The sequence below is a fragment of the Deinococcus psychrotolerans genome, from assembly GCF_003860465.1.
Classification (GTDB): domain Bacteria; phylum Deinococcota; class Deinococci; order Deinococcales; family Deinococcaceae; genus Deinococcus; species Deinococcus psychrotolerans.
The window spans coordinates 1,245,491-1,264,137 of the sequence record NZ_CP034183.1 but is presented as its reverse complement, the minus strand read 5'-3'; the positions used below and the strand labels follow the sequence as shown (position 1 = coordinate 1,264,137).

General features: G+C 62.2%; 20 protein-coding genes. 7 read left to right on the top strand and 13 right to left on the bottom strand.

What is annotated here, in order from left to right; all coding sequences use genetic code 11:
* Positions 1-12 precede the first annotated feature (12 nt).
* Positions 13-2,208 carry a DNA helicase RecQ gene (recQ, locus tag EHF33_RS06185; protein WP_124868891.1) on the bottom strand — a complete coding sequence of 732 codons (2,196 nt, stop codon included), beginning with the start codon at positions 2,206-2,208 and terminating at the stop codon, positions 13-15.
* 16 nt (positions 2,209-2,224) lie between these two features.
* Positions 2,225-3,244, bottom strand: a complete 1,020-nt coding sequence (locus tag EHF33_RS06180) for an EAL domain-containing protein (RefSeq protein WP_241191287.1) — start codon at positions 3,242-3,244, stop codon at positions 2,225-2,227.
* Between the two features lie 443 nt (positions 3,245-3,687).
* Between EHF33_RS06180 and murA the strand changes: the two genes are divergently transcribed.
* From murA to EHF33_RS06165, 3 genes are all read left to right on the top strand, one after another.
* Positions 3,688-4,971, top strand: coding sequence for a UDP-N-acetylglucosamine 1-carboxyvinyltransferase (murA, locus tag EHF33_RS06175; protein WP_124872897.1), 1,284 nt, complete (start codon positions 3,688-3,690; stop codon positions 4,969-4,971).
* An 84-nt stretch (positions 4,972-5,055) separates the two neighbouring features.
* A complete protein-coding gene (locus EHF33_RS06170; protein WP_124868887.1) occupies positions 5,056-5,721 on the top strand; it encodes a hypothetical protein in 666 nt (221 codons plus the stop codon).
* Positions 5,711-6,370 carry an HAD family hydrolase gene (locus EHF33_RS06165; RefSeq protein ID WP_124868884.1) on the top strand — a complete coding sequence of 220 codons (660 nt, stop codon included), beginning with the start codon at positions 5,711-5,713 and terminating at the stop codon, positions 6,368-6,370. Before EHF33_RS06170 ends, EHF33_RS06165 begins: the two co-directional genes overlap by 11 nt.
* A gap of 37 nt (positions 6,371-6,407) precedes the next feature.
* Here the strand turns inward: EHF33_RS06165 and EHF33_RS06160 are convergent, their stop codons facing one another.
* The 3 genes from EHF33_RS06160 to EHF33_RS06150 form a co-directional block, all read right to left on the bottom strand.
* Positions 6,408-7,253, bottom strand: a complete 846-nt coding sequence (locus EHF33_RS06160; RefSeq protein ID WP_164473424.1) for an L-serine ammonia-lyase, iron-sulfur-dependent, subunit alpha — start codon at positions 7,251-7,253, stop codon at positions 6,408-6,410.
* Positions 7,250-7,951: an L-serine ammonia-lyase, iron-sulfur-dependent subunit beta gene (gene sdaAB / locus EHF33_RS06155; protein WP_124868879.1), complete on the bottom strand. Its 702-nt coding sequence runs from the start codon at positions 7,949-7,951 to the stop codon at positions 7,250-7,252. The genes EHF33_RS06160 and sdaAB overlap by 4 nt, the downstream gene beginning before the upstream one ends.
* 143 nt (positions 7,952-8,094) lie before the next feature.
* Positions 8,095-8,451: a winged helix-turn-helix transcriptional regulator gene (locus EHF33_RS06150; RefSeq protein WP_124868877.1), complete on the bottom strand. Its 357-nt coding sequence runs from the start codon at positions 8,449-8,451 to the stop codon at positions 8,095-8,097.
* Positions 8,452-8,539: 88 nt separating this feature from the next.
* Here EHF33_RS06150 and EHF33_RS06145 point away from each other — a divergent pair, with 88 nt between their 5' ends.
* Positions 8,540-9,175 (top strand): nitroreductase family protein, encoded by a 636-nt coding sequence (locus tag EHF33_RS06145; RefSeq protein ID WP_124868873.1) that lies wholly within the window; start codon positions 8,540-8,542, stop codon positions 9,173-9,175.
* 67 nt (positions 9,176-9,242) lie between these two features.
* On the opposite strand, the gene EHF33_RS06140 is transcribed toward EHF33_RS06145, so the two are convergent.
* The 6 genes from EHF33_RS06140 to EHF33_RS06115 form a co-directional block, all read right to left on the bottom strand.
* Positions 9,243-9,578, bottom strand: a complete 336-nt coding sequence (locus EHF33_RS06140) for a YegP family protein (RefSeq protein WP_124868870.1) — start codon at positions 9,576-9,578, stop codon at positions 9,243-9,245.
* Positions 9,579-9,695: 117 nt separating this feature from the next.
* Positions 9,696-10,652 (bottom strand): N-acetyl-gamma-glutamyl-phosphate reductase, encoded by a 957-nt coding sequence (gene argC / locus EHF33_RS06135; protein WP_124868867.1) that lies wholly within the window; start codon positions 10,650-10,652, stop codon positions 9,696-9,698.
* Positions 10,645-11,217 carry a GNAT family N-acetyltransferase gene (locus EHF33_RS06130; RefSeq protein ID WP_124868865.1) on the bottom strand — a complete coding sequence of 191 codons (573 nt, stop codon included), beginning with the start codon at positions 11,215-11,217 and terminating at the stop codon, positions 10,645-10,647. Before EHF33_RS06130 ends, argC begins: the two co-directional genes overlap by 8 nt.
* Entirely contained in the window at positions 11,214-11,627 is a 414-nt protein-coding gene (locus EHF33_RS06125; protein WP_124868861.1) for a hypothetical protein, read from the bottom strand. Before EHF33_RS06125 ends, EHF33_RS06130 begins: the two co-directional genes overlap by 4 nt.
* Positions 11,611-12,387, bottom strand: coding sequence for an ethanolamine ammonia-lyase subunit EutC (gene eutC, locus EHF33_RS06120; RefSeq protein WP_124868857.1), 777 nt, complete (start codon positions 12,385-12,387; stop codon positions 11,611-11,613). Before eutC ends, EHF33_RS06125 begins: the two co-directional genes overlap by 17 nt.
* Positions 12,384-13,778 carry an ethanolamine ammonia-lyase subunit EutB gene (locus tag EHF33_RS06115; RefSeq protein WP_124868854.1) on the bottom strand — a complete coding sequence of 465 codons (1,395 nt, stop codon included), beginning with the start codon at positions 13,776-13,778 and terminating at the stop codon, positions 12,384-12,386. Before EHF33_RS06115 ends, eutC begins: the two co-directional genes overlap by 4 nt.
* A gap of 120 nt (positions 13,779-13,898) precedes the next feature.
* Here EHF33_RS06115 and EHF33_RS06110 point away from each other — a divergent pair, with 120 nt between their 5' ends.
* Positions 13,899-14,924: a YpdA family putative bacillithiol disulfide reductase gene (locus EHF33_RS06110; protein WP_124868851.1), complete on the top strand. Its 1,026-nt coding sequence runs from the start codon at positions 13,899-13,901 to the stop codon at positions 14,922-14,924.
* A gap of 7 nt (positions 14,925-14,931) precedes the next feature.
* On the opposite strand, the gene EHF33_RS06105 is transcribed toward EHF33_RS06110, so the two are convergent.
* Positions 14,932-15,894, bottom strand: a complete 963-nt coding sequence (locus tag EHF33_RS06105; RefSeq protein ID WP_124868848.1) for a hypothetical protein — start codon at positions 15,892-15,894, stop codon at positions 14,932-14,934.
* 92 nt (positions 15,895-15,986) lie between these two features.
* Between EHF33_RS06105 and gatB the strand changes: the two genes are divergently transcribed.
* Complete coding sequence (gene gatB / locus EHF33_RS06100; protein WP_124868845.1) at positions 15,987-17,411, top strand: Asp-tRNA(Asn)/Glu-tRNA(Gln) amidotransferase subunit GatB; 1,425 nt, start codon at positions 15,987-15,989, stop codon at positions 17,409-17,411.
* On the top strand, positions 17,408-18,070 hold the full coding sequence (locus tag EHF33_RS06095) for a hypothetical protein (protein ID WP_124868842.1): 663 nt from the start codon (positions 17,408-17,410) through the stop codon (positions 18,068-18,070). The genes gatB and EHF33_RS06095 overlap by 4 nt, the downstream gene beginning before the upstream one ends.
* 273 nt (positions 18,071-18,343) lie before the next feature.
* On the opposite strand, the gene EHF33_RS06090 is transcribed toward EHF33_RS06095, so the two are convergent.
* Complete coding sequence (locus EHF33_RS06090; protein ID WP_164473423.1) at positions 18,344-18,607, bottom strand: acyl-CoA-binding protein; 264 nt, start codon at positions 18,605-18,607, stop codon at positions 18,344-18,346.
* Positions 18,608-18,647: the final 40 nt, after the last annotated feature.

Sequence of the window (18,647 nt, the reverse complement as noted above, 5' to 3'; positions counted from 1 at the left end):
CCAGTGCGGCGCTCAACCGTCCACTGAACCCAAAATCGCCGCCACGATCTGCTCGCCGTAAGCGTCGATGCGCTTTTCGCCCATGCCTGCTAGGCCGTGGAGTTCGGCCACGCTGCGCGGCTGGCGCTCGGCCAGTACGTCCAGCGTGGCATTCGGAAAAATCAAAAAGGCGCTGATGTCACGCTCCTTGGCCAGTGTGCGCCGCAGTTCGCGCAGCCGCTCGGCCACGCCTGAGTCGGGAGTATTTCCTGCTACCGTCTGCGAGAACAAGCGGCCCGCAGGCAGGGCGGCGCTCGGCCCAGTTTCACTGTCTGGCTTGCGGTTCAAAATACTCAGCAAGGCATTGTTCTGCTTCGCGCCCAGTTCTTCAACGGGCGCAACATCGCTGCGCAGCACCTCCAAGAACGCCTCACCGTACTGCGTCAGTTTGCGGGTGCCGACACCGCCGATGGTGCCCAGCACCGCCAGCGAAGTCGGGCGGCGCTCGGCCATTTCTCTGAGGGTGGCGTCGTGAAAAATCACGTAGGGCGGCACCTCGCCTTCGCGGGAGAGCTTGAGACGCAGCGCACGCAGCGCTTCAAACAAGCCGCCGACTCCAGCACTGACGGGCGCAGAGTTGCGGCGATCCTTCTTTGCTTTGCTGGGTGTGGTCAGCATTTCTTCGCGCAGCCACAAGGTCTGCTCGCCTTTCAGCAGGGGACGCGACTTGCCTGAGGCGATCAGTGAGCCGTGGCCGGCGGCGTCGGTGGTGAGGTAGCCCAGCGCCACCAATTGCCGGATGATGTTGCGCCAGGCCCGCTCCGGCAGCGCTTTGCCGACGCCGAAAGTGGGCAACTGGTGGTGGCCCAGCCCGCTGACCCGCTCGGTGAGATTGCCCAGCAGCACGTCAGTCAGGTGCGCCGCGCCGAAGCGGTTGCCGGTGCGGATCGCCGCCGAGAGCGCCATCTGCGCGGGCTTGGTGGCGTCAAAGGTCTGAGGTGGGCTCAGGCAGGTGTCGCAGTTGCCGCACGGCTCGGCCAAGTCTTCGCCAAAATAGGTCAGCAGCACCTGTCGGCGGCACGTTGCGGTTTCACAGTAAGCCAACAGCGCGTCGAGTTTGCTGGCCTCCACCCGCTTGATGTGCTCCGGCGCGTCGCTCTGGGCCAGCATCCGGCGCACGTTGACCACGTCCGCCAGGCCGTAGGTCATCCAAGCGGTGCTGGGCAGGCCGTCGCGTCCGGCGCGTCCGGTTTCCTGGTAGTAGCCTTCCATGCTTTTGGGCAAATCGAGGTGCGCCACGAAGCGCACATTGGATTTGTCGATACCCATCCCGAAGGCGACGGTGGCGACCACGATCAGGCCTTCTTCTTGCAGGAACCTTTCCTGAGCCGAGTTGCGCTCACGCGGCGCGAGTCCGGCGTGGTACGGCAAGGCTTCGACTCCTTGCCTGCTCAGCCACTCGGCGGTTTCTTCCACACTTTTGCGCGACAGGCAGTAGACGATGCCCGCTTCCTTGGGGTGCTCGGCCTGAATGAAGGCCAGCAATTCAGACTTGGGGCCAGCCTTGCCCACTCCTTTTTGCTGAATGCGGTACTGGATATTGGGCCGGTCGAAGCTGCTGACAAACAGGTGGGCACCTTGCAGGCCCAGCACCTGAATGATATCGGCGCGGGTGCGCTCGTCGGCGGTGGCGGTCAGGGCCAGACGCGGCAGTGCCGGGAAGCGCTCTTGCAGCACGCCCAACCCCTGATATTCGGGCCGGAAATCGTGCCCCCACTGACTGACACAGTGCGCCTCGTCAACGGCAAAGAGAGCGACTTCTGCTTGTTCGAGCAGCTCCAGCATGCGCGGCATCAGCAGGCGCTCCGGCGCGACATACAGCAAATCAAGCTCGCCGGCCATCAGCGCGGCTTCCACCTCGCGCACGCCCTGCAAGCTCAGGCTGCTGTTGAGGTAAGCGGCCCGCACTCCGTTTTGGCGCAGGGCGTCTACCTGGTCTTTCATCAGGGCGATCAGCGGGCTCACCACCACGCCCACCCCGCGCCGCAGCAAGCTCGGCACCTGATAGCACAAGCTCTTGCCGCCACCGGTGGGCATCAGCACCAGCGCGTTTTCGCCGTTGGTCACCGCCCGCACGATGTCGGCCTGCACGCCCCGGAACTGATCGTAGCCCCACACCGATTTGAGAAGGCTGAGTGCGGTGGCGTTGGCTGGTTGAGCGGCGGTCATGGCCCGATGATAGCGCTTATGTTGGAGGCGTAATGGAAAGCGCGGCGGTTCCCAAACCGGTGCTGTGTTTGGAGGGTTTTCCCTGCGCCTGAATCTGCTGGCAGGCGGCCGCTTCAGTGACGAGGTTGCGCTCGAAGGTGGGACGGCTCAAACCGTAGCCCTGCCCCAAATCGGCTCCCAGTGCAGTAGCGGCGGCGAGTTCGGCGGCGGTTTCCAGTCCCTCGGCCACCACCTGCACGCCGAGTTCGTGGGCGTAGCGAATCAGCGCTCCCACCAAAGCCGTGCGTGGGTCGTCGGACGTAATGCCGATCATCAGGCTTTTATCAAGTTTAACGATGTCGGGGCGCAAAGCTTCCAGATAGACCAAACTGCTTTGCCCCGCACCTAGGTCGTCGAGGGCCACCTGCATTCCCTCGCGGCGGTAGCGTCCCAGCACACTGCGGAGCAAGTCCAAATCGGGGAAATGCTCGGTTTCCACCACTTCAAAAATGAGCCGCGCCGGATCAATGCCGCTTTCCCGGCAAACGGCGAAGGTGGTGTTCAAACAAACTTCGGGGTCATACACCACGCCCGGCATAAAGTTGATCAGCAGGTGGCCGCTCTGAGTCAGCGCCGCGCCTTGCCGAATCGCCGCTTGCCGGGCCTGCCGGTCAAACAGGTGCAGGCCGCCGTGCGCTGGGGCCGCGCCCAGGAGTTCTCCCGCGCCGTAAAGCTGCTGCCCGACTTGGGCGCGAATCAGGGCTTCAAATCCGAAGACTGCGCCGCTCCTGAGATCAAATACCGGCTGAAAAGCCACCTTCAGGTGAGAGAGAGCTTCTGGAAACCAAGTGGTTTGAGCACGTGTCAGCCACTTCGGCAACGTCATGGCTTGCCAGTAAACGGGCTGACCATCCCGCACCGGCAAGACTTGTACCTGCGCCCATTCGCTGGATTTGAGCGCTTCCAAGATGGCCCCGAATCGGGCGCTCAACTGCTCGGCGCTGCCTGTGAAGTGCCAACCGGGGCCGCTGGTGTGCCGCTGGGCCGCCCCGCACAACCAAGTCAGCCGCCTGGTGACGTGCCCGGACGAGCTGAACTACAGCCAATCGCCGCTGAGGGCAGCAGAATCGAGGTGTTCGCAGTCGCAGCTAAAGGTCATCTTGAGATGCAGTTTAAATTGGCTCCCTTTCCAGAGCCTTACAAATCAGCGGAGAATGATCAGTCTTCACTCAGTCCATAGCGCTGAGCAACGGTTCGGGCTCAAACACCGCCTTCAGAAAAGCTTAAGGGCCGGGACATCTCGGCAAGTTGTCTGGACGGCGCAGCGGCCATCTTCACACCACTACTGGACTCACAGTGAGTAAGGTGTGTAAGATGCAACAGGGAAATGCGGACGGAGCAAACTCAAGATTGCTTTCCTTCTTTCTCTGCGCCGCTTCAAGCTCGACTTTACCCTGACTTATCTCCGGCCCCTGCGCCGTCAAAAAGGACACATCCATGCTGCAAGTAACTCCTCTGCATATCACCGGTGGCCGCACCCTCAGCGGCGAATTCGCGGTTCAACCCAGCAAAAATGCAGCGCTGCCGATTATCGTCGCGGCGCTGCTGAGCCGTGAACCGGTGACGTTGCACGGGATTCCGCGCCTTTCTGATATCTACACCATCTTGGATATCGTGGGCCACCTCGGCGCTCAGCACGCTTGGGTCGGCCCCAACAGCGTGACCTTGCACACCCCCGAAATTCTCAACACCACCGCGCCTTACGCGCTGGTCAGCAAAATGCGGGCCAGCTTCATCGTGATGGGTTCACTCATTGCCCGCGCTGGAGAAGCCACCGTAAGTATGCCCGGCGGCTGCGCCTTCGGCTACCGGCCAGTCGATCAGCACGTCAAAGCCTTTCGGGCGCTGGGCATCGAGATGGACGAAGAGGGCGGCAATTTCGCGGCGCTGCGAACCCGTCCGCTGAGCGGCTCCTACGTCTTCGAGATGCTGACGGTGGGCGCGACCCAAAACGCCATTTTGGCGGGGGTGCTGGGCAGCGGCCAAATCATCTTGGAAAATGCCAGCATCGACACCGATGTGGTGGACATGATCAATTTCCTCAACTCGCTGGGCGCGGACATTCGCGGCGCGGGCACCAACACCATCACCGTGCAGGGCGTCGGCTCGCTGCGCGGCGGCGAATACACCATCATTCCTGACCGCATCGAGGCCGGGACCATCATGCTGGCCGCCGCCGCCACCCGCAGCCACATCACCCTGACTGGCGTGCGGCCTGCCCACCTGCGGGCCGTCAGCATGAAACTCACGGAGATGGGCGTCAGCATTTTGGAATCCGGCGATTTTATTACCGTGGACGCCACCCGCGCCGCCTTAAAGCCCATCAGCGTCACCGCCCTTGAGTTTCCGGGCTTTCCCACCGACGTGCAGCCGCAGATGAGCGCCCTGCTGGCCACCGTGCCCGGCACCAGCATCGTCGTGGACAAAATTTATCCTGACCGCCTGACGCACGTGGTCGAGCTCAACCGGATGGGCGCACGGATTCAGGTCAGCGAACACACCCAGATTATTCAGGGCGGGCGGGTTCATGGCGCACCGGTCAAGGCCGCCGACATCCGTGCGGGCGGGGCGCTCATCGTGGCCGCACTCGCCGCCGAGGGCGACACCATCATCGACGGGATGCAGTACATCAACCGGGGCTATGAGCGCTTCGCTGAGCGCCTGCGGGGCCTCGGCGCGGACGTAACGCAGTCGGAGTTGTCGCTCGCCACCGCGATGGACTGAATCCGCTCCATCAACAAGCGCCCCAGTCTGCTGCAATGGACTGGGGCGCTGTGTTGGCAACCGGATTCAAGTTAGCCTGAGGAGATGCCCCATTCTCCCGATTTGTCGCCCGCGCTCCAAAGTCTGCTGAGTTACTTCCGTCCGCTGGCCCTGTATTCGCATGGCTGGCCCGCAGGGGAGTCGCTGTTGTCGCCGAGCGTGAATCTGCTCGGCGCGAACGCTTTGTATGCGGCAGACGACTTGGACGAAGTGACGCTCAGCGCCGCCCGCACTTGGGCCAGCGAATACGGCGTGCCTGCGCTGCGGGCTGTGCGGGGAGACAGCGGCGAAGCGGGGCATCTGCGGGTAGGCACTTTTCAGGTGCTGCCTGTGCCCAGCGCCATTCAGGTCGAGCAAACCTCGCGCCTGCACCTGCCGCGCTGGGCGGCGGTACTGGCCGAAGCGCACGGACAACCGGAGTGGGCCACCCCGATCTCGCGGCATCTGGCGGCGCGGTTAGAAAGCTCACCTGAGGCTGTGTTGTTGCTGGCTTACGCGGGCAGTGAGGCGGTGGGAGCACTGCTGTGGCAAGCCGGCGCAGCACATTTGTGGGGCACACTGGACGAAGCGGTGGACGCTCCGCTGCTGAGCGCCGCCGCCGAGCTGAGCGGGGGAGAAGTGGTGGTCAGCTTGCCGGATTCCTCGCCGCTGACGGTTTACGGTGGGCAGGCTGTCAGCTTCGTTCACCTAGACTGGCCACATGATCTTTGATGCAGTTCTTTTTGATATGGATGGTGTGTTGGTCGACAGCGAAGTGGTTTCGGGGCAGGTCTGGGTGCAAACCCTCGGTGATTACGGCCTCACTCTGGATCACGGCGATTACATGGCGCGGGCGGTCGGCCACACGGCGTCCAACCTCTACGCCAGTTTGGAGCGCGATCACGCTTGGAAGCGCACTCCCGAATTCGAGCATGCCCTGACCCAGCGGCTGGCCGAAGCGTTTGCGAAGGTGGAGGAAGTGCCCGGCGCACAGCAGATTTTGAAAGCCCTGAAAGCGGCGGGCGTGCCGTTCGCGGTGGCCAGCAACAGCACCCGCGACAAGTTGCAACTCAAGCTGAAGGCCACTGGCTTGGCGGAGTTGCTCGGCGCTCACGCTTACGACCCGTCCACTGTCAGTGGGCTGGGCAAGCCGTTGCCGGATCTGTACTTGCACGCCGCTGAGCAACTGGGCGTCGACATTCAGCGCTGCGTCGTGGTGGAAGATAGCTTGTCGGGCCTGGCAGCGGGCCTCAGCGCGGGCGCAACCGGCTGGGGCTTCGCGGGCGGCGGGCATCAAGTGGATGCCGATGCCCTGCTGGAAGCTGGAGCCGAGCGCGTGGTCAACTCGCACGCCGAACTCAGGCAACTGCTGGGGATTTAAGAGCGCCGTAACATAGAGCGCCTTGAGTGCCCTCTGCCTACTTCCCTTCCATCCTCGCCGTAACCGCCAAGCCCGTCGGCGTTTGCGCCAGCCCACCTTCCGCTGTTTCGCGCAACTCCAAAGGCATCATCCGCCCGACCTGCGCCATTGCCGAGATCACTTCGTCGGGTGGAATAAAGCTCTCTAAGTTGCTGAGCGCCAACTGCGCCGAGCTGACCGCGTGAACGGCAAAAAAGGCGTTGCGCGACACACACGGCACCTCCACATAGCCGCCCACCGGATCGCAGACCAGCCCGATGGTGTTCATCAAGGCCATCGCCGCCGCGTGGACGCAGGCGCGTGAAGACCCGCCCAGCAGCTCGGTGACGGCCGCCGCCGCCATGGCCGCGCTCGAACCGATTTCCGCTTGACAGCCGCCCGCCGCGCCGCTGATAAACATCTGCTTGCTGATGGCTTTGCCCACGCCCGCCGCCAGCACCATCGGCATCACCAAGTCGTCATCCGAAATCTTTAAATGATCGGCCACGCCCAGCAGCGCCCCCGGAATGGTTCCGGCGCTGCCCGCTGTCGGCGCGGCGACAATCCGGCCCATTCGGGCATTTTCCTCGTTGACGGCCATCGCGTAAGCCTGCACCCGCCTCAGCAGCGGCGCTTGCAGCACGTCCGGCGCGTCCCACAGCCCCTTGGCGTTCCAGCCGACCATGCCGGTGATGCTCGGCGCGGCGGAGGCCAGCCCGCGCTCCACGCTGTCGCGCATCTCGGCAATCCGCGAGCGCATGGCTTCTTTGACGATGGCCGGACTCAGGCCGTTCTCGGCGCAGTCACTGTCCAGCACCCACTGTGAGGCGGGCGAAGGCGCATTCAGAATCTCGTCTAAGGTCACGCTGTCGTCCCCAGCAGCACGGGCGCAACGATCCCGGCGTCCATCACTGGCCGCACCATCCGCACCCAGTCCATCCCCGGCCAGCTCAGCAGAAATTTTTGCGCCGCCTCACCCAACGACTGATCGAGCTCCACGCACAGCATGGCGTTGCCGCCGCGTTTGTCGCGGTCACAGGTCAGCGCGGCGATGTTGACCTGGTCGGCGGCCAGCAGCCCCGCGATTTTGGCGATCACGCCCACCGCGTCGTGGTAGCGGGTCAGCAGGGTAAAGGCCCCGCCGGAAAAGCTGACCTTAAAGCCGTCCACCCGGACAATCTCAATCACGCCGCCCCCAGTGCTGGAGCCGAGTACCGTCACCGTCTGGCCGTTGCCGCTGACGGTGATCCGCGCCGAGTTGGGATGCACGTCGCCCAGATCCGCCGTTTCAAAGTTGAAAACCAGATCGGCGCTGGCGGCTTCCTCAAAGGCACGCGGCAAACGGGCGTCGTCCGGCGCGTAGCCGAGCAGCCCGGCGATCAGGGCGAAGTGGGTGCCGTGCCCTTTGCCGGTTTTGGCGAAACTGGCATGCAGGCCGATTTCGGCGTGTGTGGGAATTTGGCCCAGCAGTTGCCGCGCCACTTGCCCAATTCGGCAAGCTCCGGCGGTGTGGCTGCTGCTCGGCCCGATCATCACCGGCCCGATCATGTCAAGGAGGGTCATTAGAGCAGTATAGGCGGGGACTGGGGAAGCGTCAGTGATGGGTGGTCTTTAGCGCAGACAGCAAAGCGCCGCTGTGCGAAATACTCCACTTCAGCGGCTCAGTCGGTCTTTTGCTGTCTTATTTTGAGAAATGCGAACCTGATTCAACCCGCGCAGGGCGTCTTGATCACTTCTTCGCTGAGATGTGCTTCTGCCCAGTTGCCGATGGCGTCAATGACTTGCTGCAACTCTTGGCCCGCTGGAGTGAGGGTGTAAATGCTGCGGGCGAGTTTGCCCTGCGCTTCTTGGTCGGTGGCTTTGCTGATGATGCCCAGATGCTCCAGACCTTCCAAGCGCTGCGTCAGCGTGGCGCTGTTGCAACCGCCGATGGCCCGCGACAGCTCGTTAAAGCCTTTGGGGCCGCCCAGCAGTGAGCGCACGATATGCAGCACCCACTTTTCTTGCAACACGCCGATGGCCCGGTAGACCGGACAAAACGTACCGTGCTGTTCTTGTATCATACTCAGAAGTATACACGCCTTCTGGCAGCAAATTGGTAGGCACTCCACAGTGCTTGACTTTTCAAACTGGTTGATCTAATGTAGCGTCATGACCGCAACCATGACTCAGCCCGCCAGCATCAAAGCCTCTACTCTTAAAGAAGCCATCGAAACCCGCCGCAGCATCCGCAAGTTCGTGCAGGAGCCGATGGATCAAGGTGATTTGCACGAAATTATTCGCCTGGCCACTCTCGCGCCGAGCGCCTGGAATGTGCAGACCTGGCGCTTTGCGGTGGTGCAGACGCCGGAACTCAAAGAGCAGTTGCAGGCCGCCGCCTACGGACAACCGCAGGTGACCAACGCGCCCGCCGTGATCGTGGTCTACAGCGATATGGAAAACACCATGAACACCGCCGAGGAAACCGCCCATCCCGGTATGGGTGAAGAGGGGCGTGCGGGCCAGCGCAAGACGCTCGACGGCGCGTTCGGGAGCCAGGATACGGCCCAGCGCGGTCAGTGGGGCCTGTCGCAGGCCAACATCGCCTTCGGCTTCCTGATGCTGGCGGCCCGCAGCCTCGGCTACGACACCGTGCCGATGCTCGGTTTCCAGCCCGATAAGGTCAAGGAACTGCTGGGCCTGCCGGAGCATGTGCAGTTTGCCGGACTGCTGCCCATCGGCAAACGCGCCGAAGACGGCTTCCCGCACCACCGCCACAGCGTCGAGCGCGTCGCCAAGTTTTACTGAGCTAAAAACTGTCTTTTCTGGCCCTGCCCGTGTGGTGGGGCTTTTTTTGATTTACGCCGCCCGGTGCTTAGGTCTGGTCATCCGTCTCGGCTCCGTCAGCGGCCCGCGTCACTGCGGCCATGCCTTCTTGCGCGGCACTGTCAGATGAGTAATGCTCGCCCACGCCAATGACCTGCCCGTTGGCGGCCTTCAGCACGAAATACGGCTCTTTGCTGCCCTGACGCAACTCAAAGCGCTCAGGGTGGGCAGCATTGGCCTTGACCGACTCGATGCCGCCGACGGCGCTGGCTTTGGCCTCGTAGCGCTCACTGGTCAGCACCACTTGGCCGTTTCCGGCCTGCAAGTTGAACATGAAGCCGTCACTGGCCGCGCCCGAACGTTTCAACACAAACTTTCCCGCCATGTTGGCCCTCCTGAATTGTGAAGCTGAGTGCAGTCTAGCTCACGGAGTTGCAGAGCGTAGTGAGCCGCCTAAACCACTCACTCTGTGCTTTCAGACACCGCGCTTTGACGGTCAGACTTACTGCCCTTCCGCTACCGCATAGTCTTGGTCGGCGCTTTCCAAGCTCAGCATCACATCCAGGTTCTGCGCCGCCGCGCCGCTGGCTCCCTTGCCGAGGTTGTCCAAGCGCGAAACCAGCAGCGCCTGAGTGCCGTCTGGGTTGGCATACACGAACAGCTCCATTTTATTGGTGCCGTTGAGGACTTGCGGATCGAGAATGGCCGGGTTCTGGTCTTCGGGAACCACCGAGACGAACCGCTGCCCGGCGTAATGCTTACTGAGTGCGTCTCTGAGTTGATCAGTGCTGACGCCCAGAGCGCCCAAATGCAGCGGAATTTGCAGCAACATTCCCTGCCGCCAGCCGCCGACATGGGGGGTAAACAGCGGCGCGGCACTCAGGCCGCCGTACTCGGCCATTTCCGACAAATGCTTGTGGCTGAGGTTCAGCGCGTAGCTCTTGAATGGCCCGGCCATCGGATGCTCGCTGCCCTGCTCGTTGGCGTCCACCAAAGCCCGCCCACCGCCGCTGTAGCCAGAAAAGCCCTGCACGCTCACCGGGTACTCGGGCGGTAGAAGTCCCACGTCGGTCAGCGGGCGCAATAGGGCGATGGCAGCGCTGGCGTAGCAGCCCACATTGCTGACCAAGCGGGCCTCGCGAATAGCCTCCGGCTGCCCAGCCGTCAGCTCGGGAAAGCCGTAGACCCAGCCTTTCGTGACGCGGTGAGCGCTGGAAGCGTCCAGCACCCGCGTGTGGGGGTTGTCGATCAGGGCCACCGCTTCGCGGGCCAGATCGTCGTGGAGGCACAGCACCGCCACGTCGGCGGCGTTGAGCAGTTCGCGGCGGGCCTCGGGGTCTTTGCGGCGGGCTGGATCGATGCTCAGCAGCTCCAGATCATGGCGGCCCTCCAAGCGGGCGCGGATTTGTAGGCCAGTGGTGCCCGCCTCGCCGTCAATGAAGATGCGGGGTTTAGTCATGATCGGGGTGCTCCTGCTGGGTGTGCCATTCACTTTGCAGCATGGCGTAATGGGCGTCATCTGTCCAGCTTTGGCGGTGCCAGTAAGCCGCGAGGCTGCACCCTTCAAACCTGAAGTTGGCCCGTGTAAGGAGTGCGGCGCTGCGGGCATTGCGCGGGTCGAGGCTGGCGTGAACGCGGTGAAGGTCGGCCCCACCTGCGCTTTTGTCTTCAAACAGCCAACCCAGCAGCGCGGTGAGCCCCTCATGAGCGTAGCCGCGCCCCCACTCAGCACGGGCCAAAGTAAAGCCGACTTCCGCCGTGCGGTGCGAAGTACGGCGCACACTGAGATTGCCCAGCACCACCCCGCCTTCTCCCTCAAGTGTCAGCGTGGCCCACTCGGAAGTCAGCACCTGTATCTCTCGGGCCAGCGCCTCGGCCCTCGCCAGCGGGTAAGGCATGTCCCAACTCTGGTACAGCGCCACTTCGGGGTCATTGTGGTAGGCGGTGAAGGCAGGCACGTCCGCCAAGTTCAGCGGGCGCACCGTCAGGCGGGCAGTGTGGAGCGTGGGCAGCGTCAAGCTCATGGCTTTTCCTCTAGGAGCAAGTCCTTTGGTGGCAAGTGCGGCATCAAGAAGTTTTGCCGAGCGGCCGCCGAGCCGAGTTCAGAGAGGTCGTAAAAAGGGCCAAGAAACCTTTCCCGCTGCTGCCAGTCCAGCAAATCAGAATGTTGGGCGGCGAAGTCTGTCCACGTTTGGCCTGCCACGCGGCGCTCCAGCACCAGAAAAAAGAAGGCGGTGGTCAGGGTGGCGTTGTATTTGTCGGTGAGCTTCAGCGACTGCGCCAGTGCCAGCAGTCCGGCGTTGAAGGCGGCCAGCGCTCCGAGCGCTCCGGTTTCTTCTAGCAGCAGCCAGGCCAGATGCAGGTGGGCGGGGTGCCCGAAACGCCCATGCTCGGCCACCACCTGCTTAAAGAGGGCGTCAAAGCGGGGATTCATTGCTGATGACCTTAGCGCTTTCGTCTTTGCAGAGTTCGTCTCTGCCCGTTTCATCTTTCAACTGCACCCCGCTGAGCTGCCGGCGCAAGCTCTCCCGCAGCAAAAAAGCGATCTTATGTGCCGCCGCGCCCATGCTCAGGCCGCCGGGCCGGATGTTGGAAACACAATTGCGCTCGCTGTCCTGCCGCCCAAGGCGGGGTGCGAAGGTCAGGTATGCGCCTAGGCTGTCGGCGCTGCTCAGGCCGGGCCGCTCGCCCAGAATCATCAAACTGCATCCCGACCCCAGCAATTCGCCCGCTTCGTCGGCCAGAGCGACGCGGCATTGGTGGGCCAGCAGCAAACGGGTCGGTAAACCACCCAGCAACGGCAGGAGGGCGCTCAGCAGTGCGGGAGCATGTTCCAGTGCGGCAGCGCTCAGCCCGTCGCCTACTACGATGAGCACCTCCGGCGTAGGTGGTCCGAGGGCTTGCAAAACAGCTTTGGAATGAGGGTGGAGAGCCCTTCCTAAATCTGGGCGGCGCAAATACTCGGCGCGGTTTGAGGCTTGTGACCGAATTTCTAGTGCGTCAGGCCACTGAGAGTGCAGCGGCGCAAAGTCGGCCTCCGTCCACACCGCGTCACGGGCGGCGGCGTGCGCCTGATTAAACTTCAGGACTTCGCGGGTCGGCAATGATGTTCCGGCACGGCCCAAAGCGATGCGGGCTTCGGTAAAAGCGCGGAGGGCTTGCCAGGGGGTCTGCTCGGTCAGGTCGTTGCTCACGCACCCAACTCATGCAGAGCGGCCCGCAGCGGTGTTCCGGCTCTGGGCAAGCTGAGCTGGCCGCGCTCGGTCAGGCCCATCTGCTCCAGCCAAGCGGCGAACTCCGGCGCGGGCGGGCGGCCCAGCAGTGAGCGCACATACCAGGCGTCGTGAAAGCTGGTGCTCTGGTAATTGAGCATGATGTCGTCGCCTCCCGGCACGCCCATCACGAAGTTGACGCCTGACGCGGCCAGCAAGGTCAGCAGCACATCCATGTCGTCCTGATCGGCCTCGGCGTGGTTGGTGTAACACACGTCGCAGCCCATCGGTAGGCCCATCAGCTTGCCCGCGCAGTGGTCTTCCAGGCCCGCACGGATGATCTGCTTGCCGTCGTAGAGGTATTCGGGGCCGATAAAGCCCACCACCGTATTGACCAGCAGCGGCGCGTACCGCCTCGCCACCGCGTAAGCACGCACCTCGCAAGTCTGCTGATCGAGGCCGTGATGCGCTCCTGCGCTGAGCGCACTGCCCTGTCCGGTTTCAAAGTACATGACATTTTGGCCCCGACTTCCGTTTGCAAACACGCTGCCGCGCCCCAGACTCAGGGCGGCGGCGTGCGCTTCGTCCAGCAGGGCCAGATCAATCCCAAAGCCCTTGTTGGCCGCCTGCGTTCCGGCGATGCTCTGAAACACCAAGTCCACCGGAGCGCCGCGCTCGATGGCCTGCAAGGTGTTGGTGACGTGGGTCAGCACGCAGGTCTGGGTGGGAATACCCAGCGTCTGGCGCAGTTCATCGAGCAGGTGCAGCAGGGTCGTGCAGGCGTCCACGTTGTCGAGCGCGGGGTTGATGCCGATCACCGCGTCGCCCGCGCCGAACATCAAGCCGTCGAGGGTAGACGCCAGCACGCCTCTGGGGTCATCGGTGGGGTGGTTGGGTTGCAGCCGCGTCGAAAAGTGGCCGCGCAAACCGAGGGTGTTGCGGAAACGGGTCACGACCTCGCAGCGGCTGGCAACGAGCATCAGATCCTGATTCCGCATCAGTTTGCAGACTGCCGAGACCATCTCGGGCGTCAGGCCGCCGCGCAACGATATGAGTTGCTTGGGTGTGGCCGACAGCAGCCAGTCGCGCAACTCGCCAACGCTCAGGCCCGCGATGGGCGCGAAGGCGAGGGCGTCGTGGCTGTCCACAATCAAGCGGGTGATTTCATCGCTTTCGTAGGGAATCAGCGGCTCGTTCAGCAAGGCCAGCAGCGGCACATCGACCAGCAGAGCGCGGGCGGCTTCGCGTTCCTGAGCGTTGCGGGCCGCCAACCCCGCCAACTCGTCGCCGGATTTCTGCGCCGAAGCGCGGCCCAGCAGTTCGCGGGTGTCGGCAAAGGCAAAATGGGTATGACTGAGACGGGTTTGGAACATGCTGCCTAGAGTCTAAGCCCAGAGATTGAGCTGGAGCGGCTGTTCACTTTTTCAACAGACAAGCCCCGTTCATGAACTCGGCTACCCTTCAGATTGCCGCCGCGTGGCACAATTTTGGGCATGAAGCCAGACATTCACAACACCCAAAACTCTCTGATTGACGTTGCCATTGTGGGCGCAGGGCCGGTCGGCCTGGCCGCCGCTATCGCCTGCAAGCGGGCTGGACTCAGTTACGTCGTGCTGGACAAAGGCTGCGTGGTCAACGCCATTTTTGATTACCCCACCTACATGACTTTTTTTACCACTGCTCCTGAACTGGAGATCGGCGGACACCCGATGGTCACGGGCCACGACAAGCCTGACCGCAAAGACGCGCTGATGTATTACCGCCTGGTCGCCCAGCGCGAGAACTTGAATATCCGCCAGTACAGCGAAGTGGTCAAAGTGCACGCCGCGCCCGCCGGATTCACGCTGGAAGTGGAAAATCAAGATGGTGACATGAATCTGCTGGAAGCCCGGCGCGTCATCGTTGCCACCGGCTACTACGACAACCCGCTGCACCTCGGCATTGCGGGTGAGGACGCCGAGAATGTCAGCCACTACTACACCGAGGGCCACCCCTTTTGGAAGCTGAACGTCACCGTGATTGGCGCGGGCAACAGCGCCGCCGACGCCGCCCTCGATTTGTGGCGCAACGGCGCGAACGTGACGATAGTGGTGCGTGCTCCCGAACTCAAAAGCACCATCAAATACTGGGTGCGCCCCGACCTCGAAAACCGCATCAAAGCCGGCAGCATCGCCGCTCAGTTCAATTCGCAGGTGGTGGAAATTCACCCCGACTATGTGCTGGTGCAGCACCAGAACGGCACCACCGAGCAGCTTGCGACCCATTTCACCTTCGCCCTGACCGGCTACCGCCCCAAGCTGGCTTTCTTGGAAGACCTCGACTTGGCGACCCAGCCTGATCAGTGCTTGGTGTTGAGCGGGCAGCACGAGAGCAGCGTGGCGGGCCTGTTCGTGGCGGGTTCGGCGGGCTACGCGGGCAAAACCAATCAGGTGTTTATTGAAAACGGGCGTATTCATGCCGAGCAGGCGGTGGCGGAGATTGCGCGGCAGTTGGCGGAGCGGGAAGCGGCTTTGGTTTAAGGCTGGTTTAGTTCGTCGCCAACTTCACGTCAAAGCGCTGTTTGCCGTTCCTGCCTTTGGCGGGCCTTGCTTTGAGCTGCAAGATGCCTTGCAAGTTTTTGCCTTTGAAGGTCAGCCGAAAGAGGGCCAAGCGCTCCTCGCCGCCTGCGGCTGAAGGGTTGGCGACTTGGCCGGTCAGCGTCCAACCCGCTGCTCTCAGGGCCGTAACGTAGTGGCTGAACAGCGCTTCGGTCGTCTGCGGCGCGTAGAGGGTCGCGACTACACTGCTTTCGCTGCCGCCGTAGCTGGTATTGATTTGCTCCACTTCGGTCTTGGGGAGTGGGGCGAGTTCGGGCAGCGACCAACTGGTTTCGGCAGGAGCATAGCTGTCTTGGCGGCTATAAAAATTGTCTGGAGTAGAGGAGCTGCCTTGTGGGCAACTGCCGTTGTTGTAGTCGGAGCCAAAGATCAAGCTGATACTTACCTCTGATCCCGCGCTGTAAGCGTTGATGTTCAAATTTCCTTTCACTTCCGGCTTGCAATAGGGTACACCGCCAAAAAAGCTCGTGTCGGTACTACTTGGAGCGTCGCTGACAAAGGCTTGGAGATTGGGGCCGCTCGGATATTTTTTGATCCAGCCTTGCTGTTTAAGCGCTGCGCTCAAACGGTCGCGCACCTCCAGAAAAGGCCCGCCACTTTTCAAATACACCTGAATGTCTTGTGGGCCGCGCACGATGCTGCCCACGATGCGTTGACTGGGTAAGGTAGGCAAAGTAAACGGCAGTTTTGGCGTCAATTGCCCGGGCAAAAATCCTGAGTCGTCACCCAGATTGGCCGAAGACAGCAGGAGTTCGCGCTCGTTGGGGGTGAGCTGCTGCAAGACTTTTCCTGCTTGCTGCGGCTGCACGACAGGAGCGGGTGTGGCGGCGCTTCCGGCCAGCGCAGAGGATGTGAGCAGGCTGAGCAGAAGAACCATTTTGTAAGAGTGCACCGCCAGAGTGTAACCGAAGTCTGGTTGTGCAGCCATGAGTTTTGGTGCTGTGCGGCCCGCTTTGCTCCTGCCCCAGTCTTTATACTCAGCCCATGTACCAAACCGTCATCGGCTTAGAAGTTCACCTGCATCTGAACACCCGCACCAAGATTTTTAGTGCGTGCAGCACCGACTACTTCGGCAAAGACCCCAACACTTTCATTGATCCCTTTACGCTGGGGCTGCCCGGCACGCTACCAACCCTCAACCGTGAGGCGGTCAACCTGGCGATCATGTTCGGGCTGGCGCTGGGCTGCGACGTGTCGGGCTTTACCCAGTTTCACCGCAAAAACTACTTTTATCCTGACGCCCCCAAAAATTTCCAGCTCTCGCAGTATGACCGCCCGATTGCCCGCGACGGCTTTTTAGACGTGAATGGAAAGCGCATCCGTATCAACCGCGCCCACCTCGAAGACGACGCCGGAAAGCTGATGCACCCGGCCTACGCGCCGTACAGCCTGCTTGACCTCAACCGCGCCGGAATGCCGCTGATCGAAATGGTCACGGAAGCCGACCTCACCACCCCCGAACAGGCCCGCGAATTTCTGAACCAGATTCGGGCAATTGCCCAGTCGCTCGGCGTCAGCGAGGCCAACCCCGAGGAAGGCAAGATGCGCTGCGACGTGAACGTGAGCCTTCACAAAGCCGGTGAGCCGTGGGGCACCAAAGTGGAAGTCAAGAACCTCAACTCGTTTCGGAGTGTGCAGCGCTCGCTGGAGTACGAAATTGCTCGCCAAACGCGGGTGCTCAGCGGTGGCGGCACCATCACCCAAGACACCATGGGCTGGGATGAGGGCGGCCAGAAAACCTTCGTGATGCGAACCAAAGAGGGGGAGGCCGATTACCGCTACTTCCCCGAGCCGGATCTACCACCGCTCAACATCACGCCCGAAATGATCGAGGCGGTGCGCTCAAGAATGCCGGAACTCCCCGCGCAGAAGTTGGAGCGCTATTTGGCGCTGGGCATCCGTACTGCCGACGCTGAGCTGCTGAGCATGGACGCGGCGCAGAGCCGCTTTCTGGACGAAGCGCTCAAGCCAGGAGCCGACGCCCAACCCTTGGATGCACAAAAGCTCACCAACTGGCTGTTGACAGACGTGGCCGGATACTTGGCCGCCCGTGAGCAGAGCCTCAAAGACACGCCGCTGCAACCCGCTCACCTCGCGTCACTGGTTGGCTTGATCGACGCCGGAACCCTCAGCGGCAAAATGGCCAAAGATCTGCTGCCCGACGTGATGACTGGCCTTGACCCCGCTGCGCTGGTGCAGGAGCGCGGGCTGATAGTCGTGTCGGATACCGGCGCAATTGAAGCGGCCATCGACGCCGCCATGCAGGCCGACCCCGCCACCGTCGCCAAGGTGAAGGCCGGGAATGCCAAAGCCATGAATGCCTTGTTCGGCCCCGTGATGAAAGCGTTGGGCGGTCAGGCCAAACCGGACGTAGTGCGTCAACTGCTCCAACAAAAACTCGGCGTGTGAAAGCTGTCAATGCGCCCACCGCTCGCCGCGCTGCCCTCACCGCGCTGTGGCTGCAAGTCGTCACCTTGGTTATCTACGGCATTTACGACGCTTTTCGCAAAACTGGCGCAGATCTGCTGCTCGGCTCGCTGGACGTGGTGCTGGCCACTATCAGCCTGGCCCTCTGGACGGTGCTCTTGGGCAACTTTCTGCGCGGCGAAACAGCCAAGCTCACCGACGCCCGCCTGCGCGTGTTCCGCCTGACCTATCCGTGGCTGATTGCGCTGCGGGCCGCCGTGTGGCTGCTCACTGTGGTGGCGATTTTGAGCGGCGCAGGAGATACGGCCAACCCAATTGCTGTGCTGCTGCTGTTCGTGGTTTGGGGCGGTGGCATCGCGGCGGGGCTGGCACTCTACACTGTCAGCGCGGTGCTGTTCGCGAGTCCTGCCGACACCACCGGCCGCGCCCGTTTGATGACGTGGCTCAACTTGTCGGCCATGCTCGGCGTCGCCATCACCGTCACGAATATCTGGCCGCCGACGGGCTTTGTGCCGATGCCCAAGTTTTCCGATCAACTGATCTGGGCGGGGCTGGGACTCGAAGATTTGGTGGCGACCTTGCTGGCGTTGTGGGCCGTGCGGCTGATGGGTGGGGCGCTGGTGGAAGGGGAGAAGGTGTGAGCTGTATCTGCATTTAATTTTGCTTACGGAGTTGTACCCGAGGAGCTAAGAGCAAAACAAATACCGCCTTCCAACTCACCCATTATGGACAGGTCTTTTTTGCATTGCCCACAATACCAACGCCCGACGGTCTGGAAAATTAGCGCAAACGGCCCCCCCGAAACGCCGGAAGTTCCATGCCGAGCGCGGCGACCTACTCGCTGGGGTGGGGAAGGCCAATGCGAAGGCAGAAAGCTAAAGCGTGAAAATTCTCTTCTACCTCAGCTGAACTCCTCAGCCCCCCTTGAGCTGCTCCACCAGCGCCACATACTCGCCCTGCGCTTCAGCCTGCGGCTTGCCTTTCAGCGCCGCCCAAGCGTCATATTTGGCTGCCCCGACGAAATCAAAGCCGCCGGGCCGCTCGGCCGTCACGTCGCCTTCACTGCCCTGCTTATAAAGCGAGTAGAGCTTCAGCAGCGTCATGTTGTCCGGTTTACTGGGCAGAGACTGAGATTCGGCGCGGGCCCGCTCGAACGCGGACTGATCTGAAATGGTCATACAAAATTATACCAAGTGCAAACATATCGTAGAAGTGTAC

Coding starts and splice junctions, on each gene's coding strand:
- recQ (WP_124868891.1), bottom strand. CDS start 2,208: ATGACCGCCGCTCAACCAGCCAACGCCACCGCACTCAGCCTTCTCAAA.
- EHF33_RS06170 (WP_124868887.1), top strand. CDS start 5,056: ATGCCCCATTCTCCCGATTTGTCGCCCGCGCTCCAAAGTCTGCTGAGT.
- EHF33_RS06165 (WP_124868884.1), top strand. CDS start 5,711: ATGATCTTTGATGCAGTTCTTTTTGATATGGATGGTGTGTTGGTCGAC.
- sdaAB (WP_124868879.1), bottom strand. CDS start 7,951: ATGACCCTCCTTGACATGATCGGGCCGGTGATGATCGGGCCGAGCAGC.
- EHF33_RS06150 (WP_124868877.1), bottom strand. CDS start 8,451: ATGATACAAGAACAGCACGGTACGTTTTGTCCGGTCTACCGGGCCATC.
- EHF33_RS06145 (WP_124868873.1), top strand. CDS start 8,540: ATGACCGCAACCATGACTCAGCCCGCCAGCATCAAAGCCTCTACTCTT.
- EHF33_RS06140 (WP_124868870.1), bottom strand. CDS start 9,578: ATGGCGGGAAAGTTTGTGTTGAAACGTTCGGGCGCGGCCAGTGACGGC.
- argC (WP_124868867.1), bottom strand. CDS start 10,652: ATGACTAAACCCCGCATCTTCATTGACGGCGAGGCGGGCACCACTGGC.
- EHF33_RS06130 (WP_124868865.1), bottom strand. CDS start 11,217: ATGAGCTTGACGCTGCCCACGCTCCACACTGCCCGCCTGACGGTGCGC.
- EHF33_RS06125 (WP_124868861.1), bottom strand. CDS start 11,627: ATGAATCCCCGCTTTGACGCCCTCTTTAAGCAGGTGGTGGCCGAGCAT.
- EHF33_RS06115 (WP_124868854.1), bottom strand. CDS start 13,778: ATGTTCCAAACCCGTCTCAGTCATACCCATTTTGCCTTTGCCGACACC.
- EHF33_RS06110 (WP_124868851.1), top strand. CDS start 13,899: ATGAAGCCAGACATTCACAACACCCAAAACTCTCTGATTGACGTTGCC.
- gatB (WP_124868845.1), top strand. CDS start 15,987: ATGTACCAAACCGTCATCGGCTTAGAAGTTCACCTGCATCTGAACACC.
- EHF33_RS06090 (WP_164473423.1), bottom strand. CDS start 18,607: ATGACCATTTCAGATCAGTCCGCGTTCGAGCGGGCCCGCGCCGAATCT.